The following is an 11,956-nucleotide window of genomic DNA, read 5'->3' as shown; positions in this document are numbered from 1 at the left end:
GCATCCTGAATGATCAGGCGGCATTCGACCTCTGGCTATTCCCGGGGTCACCTAGCAAGCTTTGGTAAACGACCTGATAACGCTGTGCATTGCGGTGCCAGTCATGATTATCGCGAACATGCGCACGGCCGCGCTCGCGATAGCCATCCCATTCTCCGCGCGCATCGAGCAGGTCGGCGAGCGCATTTGCGCAGTTCGCGGGATCATCCGGCGCGAACAGCACGCCGGTTTCACCATGGGTGATCAGCTCACGGTGACCGCCGACATCGCTTGCGGCGACGAGTTTCATCTGCGCCATGGCTTCGAGCGGTTTGAGGGGCGTGACCAGATCGGTGAGGCGGCTTTTCTTGCGCGGATAGGTCATGATGTCGGTGAGCGCGTAATAGCGTTCGACTTCGGAATGCGGCACGCGCCCAGTGAAACATATCGCATCGGCGACCGGAGAGGCTTCAGCCTGCGCTTTCAGCTCATCTGCCATGGGGCCACCGCCGACCATCAGCAGCCGCGCATCGGGATGGCGCTCTATCAGCATGGGCATGGCAGCGATCAGATCGTCCAGCCCTTCATAATCGTAGAAACTGCCGATGAAGCCGATCACCGGGCCGCTACCTAGGCCGAGTGCATCCGCCAAGGCATCATCGCGCGGGGCGGGTTCACCGAACATCGTCAGGTCCACGCCATTGGGCATGATGCCGATCTTGTCGGGCAAGACACCGCGTGACACGAGATCGCTTTTCAAGCCCTCGCAAATCGTCATCACATGGTCTGCGCCGCTCACCGCCATGTTCTCTAGCTGGCGTGTGAGGCGATACTTTAATGAGCCTTCGGTGGAGGTGAGATTGCCGACAGCGGCATCCTCCCAGAAGGCGCGAATTTCGTAGACCACCGGAATGCCCAGCTTTTTGCCCGCGCGCACCGCGGCGAGGCCATCAAGCGCGGGCGAATGGGCATGGAGGATGTCGGGCCGCCACTCCTCGGCCAGCGCCACGATCGCATCGGCAAGCGCGCCGATCTCCCGCCATTCCTTGAGACCAGCGGGCCCTTCCGCATTGCCCGGTGTACGGTGGAAAGTGAGGCCGTCCACCTCTTCGACGCGCGGGCCATCCGCACTGTGGCGCAGACCGGTGATCCCGCGAACGTCCAGCCCCATCGCTTTCTGCGCGGTCAGAATCGCGCGCGTGCGGAAGGTGTAGCCGCTGTGCAGCGGCAGCGAATGATCGAGAACGTGCAAAATCCGGGTCATCGCGCTCGCATCTGACACATCTTGCTTAACGCAGCGTCAAGAGCTTGCGCGTATGGGCGAGGCTGAACCGCATTCGGAAACCGCTTTGTGATCGATATTTTCTCCATCCTGCTGACGCACGGCCTGATCCTTCTGGTCGGCTGGCGCATGCTGTTCCGGGATGATCTTGATTATGACGATCCGGAGGATGGAAAGTCGCCGCGCGGCTGGGAACGCCAGCCTCGCGATGGCGCACCGATGGGTGAAAAGGCGGAGGGCGCAGGCGATGCGTGATATCCTGCTATTCGCCTTCATCGCCGCCATGCTGACAATGGGCTTCAAGCGCCCGTTCCTCTGGGTGCTGCTCTATATCTATGTCGATATCGTCGCGCCGCAGAAAGTAGCGTGGGGCTTCCTCACCAGCCTGCAGGTCTCGCTGATCGTCTTCCTTGCAGCTTTCGGCGGCTATATATTGCTCGACAACAAGCAGGGCAGCAGGCCCTCTGTTCGGCAGGGGCTCATCATCATGCTGTTGCTGTGGTGCGGCTACACGACGCTGGGGGCGGAATTTCAGGACTCGGCATGGGAGAAATGGGACTGGGTCTGGAAAGCCTTGGTCTTTGCCGCTTTCCTGCCGCTGACCTTGCGAACGAAACTGCGGCTGGAATCCGCTGCACTGATCATGGTGCTGAGCGCTGCGACGATCATCATTCCCGCAGGCATCAAGACGGTGTTTTCCGGCGGTGGCGGTTACGGCGTGCTTGTATCGCTGGTGCAGGAAAATAGCGGCCTTTACGAAGGAAGCACGCTCTCCACCGTCGCGATCACCATGATCCCGCTCATCCTGTGGGTCGGGCGCTATTCTTCGATCATTACCGAGAGACGGATCGCTTGGGCGTTTGCGCTAGCGCTGACTTTTGCCGCCTTGCTTACACCTATCGGGACGCAAACGCGGACGGGCCTTGTCTGCATCGCCGCTTTGGCTGTGCTGATGATGCGCAGCGTGAAGCACAAATTCCTTTTCGCCGGCATGGCCGCTGCTGCGGTGCTGGTGGCAATCCCCTTTCTGCCCGCCGCCTATACAGAGCGGATGTCGACCATCACCGATCACCAGTCGGACCAATCCGCCTCCACCCGCGTGGCGGTGTGGCAGTGGACCCTCGACTATGTGGCAGCCAATCCCACGGGCGGCGGCTTCGATGCCTATCGCGGCAACAGTTTTACCTACAACACCCGCAATGTGACCGAGCTGGGCGAGACGCAGCAGGTCGAATATATCGAGATTACAGAGGAAAGCCGCGCCTACCATTCGGCCTATTTCGAAGTGTTGGGTGAGCAGGGCTATTTCGGTTTTGCGATCTGGCTGGCGATTCACTTGACGGGTCTGATCAGCATGGAGCGCATTCGCCGTCGCTATGCCCGCTTCACGGATGAAGAGGCGGTGAAATGGCGCGGCTTCGCGACCGCCCTGCAGCATGGCCATGTTATCTACCTGGTCGGCGCGCTGTTTATCGGTGTGGGTTATCAGCCTTTCATCTTCATGATGGTGGGGCTGGAGATTGCGCTCGCCACGATCCTGCGGCGCGACAAACGGTTCGAGACGGCAGAAACCCGCCCGTGGCTGAAGGATCGCCAGCCTGCAGAGGCATCTGCGTGACAACCGTCATCGCTCCGCCTGAGCGGCCGCCGCATCTCCCCGCGCTCACCGGCATTCGCGGGATCGCGGCGTGGTTTGTGGTGCTTTACCACGCACGGCTTTCGCTGACCGACTGGGTGCCGGACGCGCTGATTGACGTGTTTGCGCAAGGCTATCTGGCGGTGGACCTGTTCTTCATGCTCTCAGGCTTCGTCATGTGGCTCAATTATGGGCCGCGCTTGCGGGAAAGCGGATTGGCGGGGGCGCCCGATTTCTGGTGGCGGCGGGTTGCGCGGATCTGGCCGCTGCACATTGCCGTTTTGCTGGCGATGGTAGGCTTTGCGCTATTGCTGCTCGCGACCGGGCGCTCGACAGAAGGCTATCCCTTCGTCGAACTGCCACTGCATGTGCTGCTGTTGCAGAATTGGGGCTTCACCGATGCGCTCAGCTGGAACCACCCCGCGTGGTCGATCAGCGCCGAATTGGGCGCTTATGTCCTGTTTCCCTTCATCGTACTGGCCGCCCGATGGGAGATTTTGCGCGCGCCCGCTTTTATTGCGGTCATTATCGGATGCGCATTGCTGCTGGCGGGGATTTTCACCGCATTCGGAGCGACTACGCTGGGCGGCGATATTACGCGGCTCGGCCTTATCCGCTGCGTGCTGCAATTTATAATCGGCATGATGCTGGCGCTGCTGTGGCTGCGCTGGCGCGATGGCGAAGTGATTGCGCTTTGGCCTGCCATTCTCGGCTGTATGCTGGTTGCGGCTTGGATAGTGACCCAACGCGCGCAAGTTTTTCTTCTCCCGCTCGGCTTTGCGGCCTGTTTGCTTGCGCTGGCGCTGTCCACGGGCCCTGTCGCGTGGATGCTCGGCGGGAGGGTGTTCGAATGGCTCGGCGATATCAGCTACTCGACCTACCTCATTCACTTCCCGCTATTCATCCTCGCCAAGATCTTCCTTGCGGATGATCGGGTGCAGATCGGGCCCGGCGGATTTGCGCTCTATTGCGTGGCCCTCCTGATCCTGAGCCACTGCGCCTATCGCCTGCTGGAGAAGCCAGCCCAGCGCGCACTCAATCGCTTCGCGCCGTCCAAGCGCCGCAGGGCCGTCCCGGCTGAATAGGCGCGCAAGCTCGACATTTGCGCCGCCTGCGGGAATACTCGCGCGCATGGATGGGACGAGCTCACTCGGCATCATGGAAATCATCGGCATAGCGGGCAGCATGAGCCTGCTGGCGGGCTGGCGGCTGTATCTCGTGATCTTCGCGACTGGACTGGCGATGAGTACCGGCCATGTGCCGCTGCCCGAGCATCTCGAATCGCTGCAAATACTCGCCAACCCATGGGTGATGGGCGTGGCCGCTTTTGGCGCGCTGGCGGAGTTTTTCGCCGACAAGATCCCGTGGCTCGACAGCGCGTGGGACACGGTTCACACGCTGGTGCGCCCGATTGGCGGCGCGCTGCTGTCGCTCGCCATCGTCGATCCGGGCGATCCTGCCCTGCAAGTACTCGCCTTTCTGCTCGGCGGCGGCGGCGCACTGCTTTCACATGGCGGCAAGGCAGGCGCCCGCGCGGCGATCAACACAAGCCCTGAACCCGTCAGCAATATCGCCATGTCCACAGCAGAGGATGTCGCGACGATCGGCCTGTTGTGGTTCGTCTACGAATACCCCTGGGCTGCCGCAGGCGTGGCGCTGGTCCTGCTCGCGCTGGCCATCGGGACGGTGATTATGCTCCGCCGCCTACTGAAGCGGGTGTTCGGGAAGCGGGAAGGTGGCGAGGCATCGGTTTGAGTTTGAGTGAGTTTGTTTTTAGAAAGCGCATCCGCGCTTTCGTCCTCGCTATACGCGCAGGCAAGCTGCGCCCGCTGCGGGCGGCCATTAGGCCTTGCCCTCGGCAGGTCGCCGAGCGTGCTCCGCGACACCGAATGTAGGTAGCGCTAGTCTCGCTGGCCGCAGGTCAGCGACAGCGAGCAACCGCGAAGCCCGCAGGTGCCGCGCAGGCGGAACGTAGTCCCGCCGTAGTGAATAGCACCGAGGACGAAGCCGCGGATGCGGCTTCGCAACTCAAGAATTGGCTCTCATCCACTCTTCGACCACCGGGGCAATCCGGTCGCGCCATTTGCTGCCATTGAAAATACCGTAATGCCCGCAATCGCGTGCGAGGTGGTATTTCTTCTTCGCCATCGGCAAATGTTCGGCGAGGTCGAGTGCGGCGCGCGTCTGGCCGATGCCGGAAATGTCATCCAGCTCGCCTTCGATGCATAGGAGCGCGGTATCGCGGATGGCACCGGGATCGACCGCTTTGCCGCGATGGACGAATTCGCCCTTAGGCAGCGAATGCTCCTGGAACACATGCACGATCGTCTGCAGGTAGAATTCCTCGGTCATGTCGCAGACCGAAAGGTATTCGTCGTAGAACTGCTTGGTCCGGTCGGCGCTGTCATGATCGCCAATCGTCATGTGCTTGAACATCTCGTAATGGCTCATCATGTGATCGACCAGGTTCATGCTGATGAAGCCTGCCAGCTGCAGGAAACCGGGATAGACCTTGCGGCCGGCGCCCGGATAGTTGAACGGCACGGTCGCAATCACATTGTTCTCGAACCAGCTCAGCGGCTTTTCCATCGCGAGGTCGTTCACGCTCGTCGGGCTCGCACGCGTATCGATCGGGCCGCCCATCATGGTGAGCGTCTTGGGTCGGCACGGATCCTTCGACGCGCCCATGACTGCGGCGGCGGCAAAGGCTGGGACCGAAGGCTGGCACACGGCGAGCACATGCGCACCTTTTCCGATGAATTGCAGAAATTCGATCAAATAGTCGATGTAATCGTCGAGGTCGAACTGACCTTCGGACAGTGGAACCAGCCGCGCATCGGCCCAATCGGTGATCCAGACTTCCTGATTTTGCACCATGCGCTGCACCGTTCCGCGCAGCAGAGTCGCATAGTGGCCGCTCATCGGCGCAACGATCAGCAGCTTGGGCGCATCCTTGGGAAGACCGTCACGCTTGAACCGCCTCAGCGAACCGAAGGCTTTTTCCAATACCACGGTTTCGGAAACGGGCTTGAGAACGCCGTCCACATCCACCGGCTGGATATCGAAATCGGGCTTGCCGCGCTCTTCATAAAGATGCGCGAAGAGTTTCAGCGCGCTGGCGGCGGCAGGACCCATGCCGAAATAGCCCATCGGGAGTGACGGATTGTCCAAAAGCCGCGCGCCCACCGTCGCCCAATTGCTGGCCGAGCTGAACCACGCCTTTTGCATTTCATATGCGGAATAAAGCAAGCTGTTGCGTCCCCTGCGTAATTGGCGGCGGCGTTTCAGGCTGGACGGTTTCGTCCTCTCCCGCCGACCGGGAATTCGAGCGCCTGCCATTATGGGCTAGTGCGCGAGATGCCGTGACATGCCCTTTTTTGCCGGATGTTGCAACGCGGCATAAAGATTCCGCACTGCGGCAGTGGAAAATTGCCATGTCTCGTAACCAATCCAGACTGTAGGCCGGGTTGACGGGGCCACGCATTGGGCTAGGTCGCTAGGTACTTATGGCGCTTCCCCAAACGGCAGACGATCCCAAACCGGCCAAGAGCCTGAAGCCCCTGCGCATGATTGTGCGGGAAGCGAAGAAGTATCCGCTGCAAATTATCCTCGCATCCATCGCGCTGCTTGTGACAGCGGCGGTGATGTCGCTGGCAATCCCTTACGGTATGAAGCTGGTGGTCGATCGCGGGTTCGGCGGCGATGGCGATATCGATCGGTGGTTCCGCTATCTGCTGCTGCTCGTCTGCGTACTCGGCATCGGCACGGCGCTGCGTTTCTATTTCGTCAGCTGGATAGGGGAGCGGGTCGTCGCCGATATCAGGGACCGGGTGTACACCAACTTGCTGCGCCTTTCGCCAAGCTTCTTTGAGGAAAACAGCCCCAAGGAAATCAGCAGCCGGATGACATCGGATACCGCGATCATCGAAACGATCGTCGGGACCACGGTTTCGGTCGCGCTGCGCAATTCGATCATGGCGGTGCTGAGCGTTGGCTATCTCTTCTGGCTCGCCCCGCAGCTGACTGTCTGGCTGCTGGCGGGCATCCCCATCATTATCATCCCCATCGCAGTGTTCGGGCGGCGGCTGCGTACCGTGAGCCGCACCAGCCAGGACAGGGTGGCAGATGTGGGCGGGATCACCACGGAAGTGCTGTCCGCCATGAAGATCGTGCAGGGCTTCAACCAGGAAGAGCGCGAAGCCGGCCGGTTCCGCGGCGCGGTGGATGAGACATTCGCCATTGCGAAAAAACGCATCCTGATCCGTTCCATCATGACCGCCACGATCATGACGCTGATTTTTGGCGCTATCGTGCTGCTGCTGTGGCGTGGGGCAGAACTGGTGAGCCAGGGTGAAATTACCGGCGGCACGATCACATCCTTTGTGGTCGGCGGAATTATCGCGGCCGGATCGTTCGGCGCGCTGACCGAAGTCTATGGCGATCTGCTGCGCGGAGCAGGGGCCGCGAGCCGTTTGGCCGAATTGCTGGAGGAGGAGCCGGAGATCACCGCTCCCGCCCGTCCGCAGTCTTTGCCCACACCGCCGCGCGGTGGCCTCGCCTTCCAGAATGTCACATTCAGCTATCCGACCCGCCCTGATGAAGAGGCGCTCGCCGATTTCAGCCTAAGGGTCGAGCCCGGTGAAACCGTGGCAATTGTCGGACCGTCAGGTGCAGGCAAATCGACAATCTTCCAGCTCGTCGAGCGGTTCTACGATCCCAAGGCGGGCACGATCAAACTGGATGGCGTGCCGCTGACGCAGGCCGATCCGGCTGACATTCGCCGCCGCATCGCCCTCGTCCCGCAGGAAGGCATCCTCTTCGCTGCGAGCGCTCGCGACAATTTGCGCTACGGCGCATGGGATGCCGATGAGGAGGCGATCTGGGATGCGGCGCGCGCGGCAAATGCCGAGGAATTCCTGCGTGCGCTTCCCGATGGGCTCGATACATTCCTTGGCGAGGGCGGCGCGCGGCTTTCCGGCGGGCAGCGCCAGCGCGTTGCCATTGCCCGTGCGCTGCTGCGCGATGCGCCGATCCTGCTGCTCGATGAAGCGACCAGCGCGCTCGATGCGGAAAGCGAGCGCCTGGTGCAGGATGCGCTCGACCACCTGATGGAAAACCGCACCACGCTTGTTATCGCGCACCGCCTCGCCACCGTGCGCGCGGCAGATCGCATCGTGGTGATGGAAGACGGGCGTATGGTGGAACAGGGCGATCACGCCAGCCTTAGCGATACAGGCGGGCTTTACGCGCGTCTCGCCTCGCTGCAGTTTGACGAGCCTGCGGCGAAGTGAGTCATTACCGCGATGACTTGCGTCGAGCGGAATCGACGTTACATCGATATGGTAACGACAGAAACCGTCCCGCATTGCTGTGCGAAACTGGTCATTGCTTACCCCAATCTCATAGAGAGGACTGCACGGATATGATCCGCAAGATTTTGATTACGACGGTCTCGGCCCTAGGCCTTGCCGCAACCGCGCCTGCACTGGCGCAAGAGCATCACCATCACGATGGCGAACTGCATGAACTGGTCCATGACGAACTCGTCGGCCAGGATATGGGCGGCAGCGAAACGCCGACCATGGACTTTGGCGAATGGGGCGTCGGTCTCGACTACATCAACGCCAATCTCGATCCGGGCGATGATTTCAACGCTTATGCGAATGGCCTGTGGATCGAACAGAACGAAATCCCGGCTGACCGCCAGCGTTTCGGCGCTTTCGACATGCTGCGCGAAAAGTCGGTTGAGGATGTGCAGGGCCTGATCCGCCAGCTGGTCGATTCGAATCCGGCAGAAGGCACGACGGCGCGCCGTATCGTCGATGCCTACAACGCCTATGTCGATGTGGAAGCGATCGATGCGAGCGGCCTCGCTCCGGCGCAGCCCTACCTACAGAACATCTTCACCGCGCCCGATCTGGAAGCGCTGGTGCGGCTGATGGAGCAGCCGGGCTATTCCAGCCTAGTAAGTGCAGGCGTCGGTATCGATGCGCGCAACCCGACAAACTATAACGTCTCGATCGGCTTCAACGGCATGGGCCTGCCCGACCGCGACTATTACCTCGTCGATTCAGAGAGCAATCTCGAAATCCGCGAAGCCTATATTGAATATCTCGGCACCATGCTGGAAGCTGCCGGCTATGCCGATGGCGACGCTGCGGCACAGGCCGTTTACGCTTTCGAACGTAACGTTGCCGAACTGGAATGGGCGCGCCAGATGCTGCGCGTTCCGCAGCTCACCTATAATGTGCTGAGCCGCGAGGAGCTGGTCGAGCTGTCGGGTGAATTCCCGATCGAAGCGCTGCTCGAAGCTGGCCAGTTCAGCGAAGAAGATCGCTTCCTCGCCAGCCAGCTCCCGCCAACCGATGAAGAGATCGCAGAGCTTGGCCTGACCGAAGACCAGCTCGCCATGATTGGCGGCGGCCTGCCGGCAATGATGGAACTGCTGACCGAAACGCCGCTCGAAACGATCAAGGCCTATATGGCTATCCGTTTCCTCAGCGGGAATGCCGATGTGCTCTCGAGCGAGCTCGATGCGGCAAATTTCGCATTCTACGGTCAGACGATCAACGGTCTGGAAGAGCAGCAGCCCCGCTGGAAGCGCGGCATTTCGAATGTCGAAGGCATGCTGGGCGAGCAGCTTGGCGCGCTTTATGTCGAGCAGTTCTTTCCGCCTGAAAGCAAAGAGCGCATGGATGCGCTGGTGGGCAATCTGACCATCGCGATGAGCGGCTTCCTCGACCAGAACGAGTGGATGACGCCGGAAACACTCGCCGAAGCGCGCACCAAGCTGGAAGGCTTCGTGCCGATGATCGGTTATCCGGATGAATTCGAAACCTATGACGGTATCCAAATTAGCGATGATCCGCTCGCCAACCGGATGAGCGCCACGCAATGGGCGATCAATGACAACACCTCGCGCCTCGGCACGCAGGTCGATCCCAGCGAGTGGGGCATGCTGCCGCAGACGGTGAACGCCTATTATTCGCCGCTCACCAACCGCATCGTCTTCCCTGCCGCAATCCTGCAGCCGCCATTCTTCAACGGCACCGCTGATGCGGCTGTGAACTATGGCGGCATCGGCGCTGTGATCGGCCACGAGATCGGCCACGGTTTCGACGATCAGGGCTCGCAATTCGATGCCACAGGCACGCTGCGCAATTGGTGGCAGGATGCAGACCGTGAAGGTTTCGAAGAATTCACCTCTCGCATGGGCGAATATATCGAAAGCTTCTGCCCGGTCGACAGTCCCGAAGGCCCGGTCTGCCTGCGTGCGCAGCAGTCCATGGGTGAAACGCTGGGCGATGTTGTCGGATTGCAGATGGCCTACCGTGCCTACCAGCTTTCGCTGGGCGGTGAGGAAGCACCTGTCATCGACGGCCTGACCGGCGATCAGCGCTTCTTCCTCGGCTACGCTCAGATCTGGCGCGGCATGGAGCGTGAGGAGAGCCTGCGCAACCGCGTGATGACGGCGAACCACCCGCCGGGTGAATTCCGCCTCAACAACGCAGTGCGTCACACCGATGCCTGGTACGAAGCGTTCAATGTCACCGAAGGCGATGAGCTGTATCTGCCGCCGGAAGAGCGCATCCGCATCTGGTAAGCGCTTGCTTCAAAACTTTAGAAACAGCCCGCTCTGGACAGCTGCCAGGGCGGGCTTTTTCTTTATTGCCCACCCCCAACCCCTCCCGCAAGCGGGGTGGCCAGCCACTTACGCTTGACTTGGCCTGCCATCGCGCCATTGAGCTACGCCCATGACCTTTCTCCAGCTGCTGTTGATCGCCATCGTTCAGGGGATCACCGAATTCCTGCCGATTTCATCGTCAGGGCATTTGATACTGATCCCCTATCTCACCGATTTTCCCGATCAGGGGCCGCTGATCGATGTGGCGGTGCATGTCGGATCGCTGCTGGCGATCATGGTCTATTTCTTCAAAGACGTGGCCATGCTCGCGCGCGGCGGCTTTGCCAGTATCGGCATTGGCAAAGCGCCTGCGGCACGCCAGCTATTTTGGTGGATTGCGCTGGGAACGATCCCGGCGGTTGTTTTCGGCCTTTCTATCAAGCTCGGCCTGTTCAACGGCATCGCGACAAGCATGTTCGGCATCACCATTGTCGATGACGATCTGATGAGCTCGATCCGTTTCACCGATCTCATCGCTTTCAACCTGATTTTCTATGGCATCCTGCTTGGGCTTGCTGACCATTTTGGGCGCGAGCAAAAGCGGTTCGAGGATATGACCTGGCGCGATGGCCTCATCGTCGGGATCGCGCAGGCGCTGGCGATCATTCCGGGCACCAGCCGTTCGGGGGTCACGATGACGGCTGCCCGCGCGCTGGGCTATAATCGTTTCGAGTCCGCGCGCTTCTCCTTCCTGCTCTCCATCCCTGCCGTTGCCGGGGCGGGAATACTGATTGTTCCGGAAATATTTGAAGCCGGATCGACGCTTGCCATGGAAGCGCTGATTGCCGGCGTTCTTACATTCATCGCGGCTTTCCTGACGATGGCTTTCCTTATGAATTTCCTGAAAAAAGCGAGCATGCTTGTCTTCGTGCTGTATCGCATTGCCATGGGCATAGCCCTGCTGACCTTCTTCTAAACGGCGCGAGTTCGCAGGCTCGAAACAGCCGTTTTCGGAACGTTTAGGCTCAACTCCTGTTTTTGAACCAGGTCGAGAGTTGTAAACACAGGTTTATTCCGTGGGTATTGTTTTCATGATTGTTGCAGGAGCCGTTACGGGGTGGCTCACAGCGTTTGTTCTGCGTGCAGAACGGCTTTCGCGCGGCATCGGTTTGAATGTCGTGGGCGGCATCGCCGGCAGTTTGATTGCCGGGCTGCTCGTTGCGCCGGTGCTCGGGGCCGGCAGCCTTGCCGAGGGCACATATACCATATCCGCGGTTCTTATCTCGATTCTGGGTGCAATCGTCGCGCTATTGGTGGTGAATCTGTTGCACTCCCGATTTATTCGTTAAGCATACTCTTGCACGCCGTGAAGGTGTGTTGGAACCGGGTCAGCGCCAAAGGGCGGGCCGGAACCAATTTCGGTCGCACCACGCAA

General features: G+C 60.4%; 10 protein-coding genes. 8 read left to right on the top strand and 2 right to left on the bottom strand.

All coding sequences use genetic code 11. The annotated features are described in order from the left end of the window. Positions 1 to 13: 13 nt before the first annotated feature. On the bottom strand, positions 14 to 1,243 hold the full coding sequence (locus I5L03_RS01325) for a TIGR04063 family PEP-CTERM/XrtA system glycosyltransferase (RefSeq protein WP_197919904.1): 1,230 nt from the start codon (positions 1,241 to 1,243) through the stop codon (positions 14 to 16). 87 nt (positions 1,244 to 1,330) lie between these two features. On the opposite strand from I5L03_RS01325, the gene I5L03_RS01320 reads away from it, so the two are divergent. From I5L03_RS01320 to I5L03_RS01305, 4 genes are read left to right on the top strand one after another with little or no spacing between them, the layout of a single operon-like run. Further along, positions 1,331 to 1,516 carry a hypothetical protein gene (locus I5L03_RS01320; protein WP_197919903.1) on the top strand — a complete coding sequence of 62 codons (186 nt, stop codon included), beginning with the start codon at positions 1,331 to 1,333 and terminating at the stop codon, positions 1,514 to 1,516. Continuing rightward, positions 1,509 to 2,879, top strand: coding sequence for a putative O-glycosylation ligase, exosortase A system-associated (locus tag I5L03_RS01315; protein ID WP_197919902.1), 1,371 nt, complete (start codon positions 1,509 to 1,511; stop codon positions 2,877 to 2,879). Before I5L03_RS01320 ends, I5L03_RS01315 begins: the two co-directional genes overlap by 8 nt. Beyond that, complete coding sequence (locus I5L03_RS01310; RefSeq protein ID WP_325100023.1) at positions 2,876 to 3,982, top strand: acyltransferase family protein; 1,107 nt, start codon at positions 2,876 to 2,878, stop codon at positions 3,980 to 3,982. Before I5L03_RS01315 ends, I5L03_RS01310 begins: the two co-directional genes overlap by 4 nt. 46 nt (positions 3,983 to 4,028) lie before the next feature. After that, positions 4,029 to 4,652: a DUF4126 domain-containing protein gene (locus I5L03_RS01305; RefSeq protein ID WP_197919901.1), complete on the top strand. Its 624-nt coding sequence runs from the start codon at positions 4,029 to 4,031 to the stop codon at positions 4,650 to 4,652. Positions 4,653 to 4,925: 273 nt separating this feature from the next. Here I5L03_RS01305 and I5L03_RS01300 read toward each other — a convergent pair whose 3' ends face one another. Then, positions 4,926 to 6,146: a polyhydroxyalkanoate depolymerase gene (locus tag I5L03_RS01300; RefSeq protein WP_197919900.1), complete on the bottom strand. Its 1,221-nt coding sequence runs from the start codon at positions 6,144 to 6,146 to the stop codon at positions 4,926 to 4,928. 257 nt (positions 6,147 to 6,403) lie between these two features. Between I5L03_RS01300 and I5L03_RS01295 the strand changes: the two genes are divergently transcribed. The 4 genes from I5L03_RS01295 (at position 6,404) to I5L03_RS01280 (ending at position 11,870) form a co-directional block, all read left to right on the top strand. Continuing rightward, the gene (locus I5L03_RS01295) at positions 6,404 to 8,188 is read left to right on the top strand and encodes an ABC transporter transmembrane domain-containing protein (protein ID WP_197919899.1); all 1,785 of its coding nucleotides are present in this window, start codon (positions 6,404 to 6,406) and stop codon (positions 8,186 to 8,188) included. 131 nt (positions 8,189 to 8,319) lie between these two features. Continuing rightward, entirely contained in the window at positions 8,320 to 10,500 is a 2,181-nt protein-coding gene (locus tag I5L03_RS01290) for a M13 family metallopeptidase (RefSeq protein ID WP_197919898.1), read from the top strand. Between the two features lie 151 nt (positions 10,501 to 10,651). Then, positions 10,652 to 11,497 (top strand): undecaprenyl-diphosphate phosphatase, encoded by an 846-nt coding sequence (locus tag I5L03_RS01285; RefSeq protein ID WP_197919897.1) that lies wholly within the window; start codon positions 10,652 to 10,654, stop codon positions 11,495 to 11,497. Between the two features lie 100 nt (positions 11,498 to 11,597). Next, the gene (locus tag I5L03_RS01280) at positions 11,598 to 11,870 is read left to right on the top strand and encodes a GlsB/YeaQ/YmgE family stress response membrane protein (RefSeq protein ID WP_197919896.1); all 273 of its coding nucleotides are present in this window, start codon (positions 11,598 to 11,600) and stop codon (positions 11,868 to 11,870) included. Positions 11,871 to 11,956: the final 86 nt, after the last annotated feature.

Source organism: Aurantiacibacter sediminis, from assembly GCF_016019885.1.
GTDB lineage: Bacteria > Pseudomonadota > Alphaproteobacteria > Sphingomonadales > Sphingomonadaceae > Alteraurantiacibacter > Alteraurantiacibacter sediminis.
The sequence above is the reverse complement of the archived record's forward strand: the minus strand, read 5'-3'. Positions and strand labels throughout refer to the sequence as shown.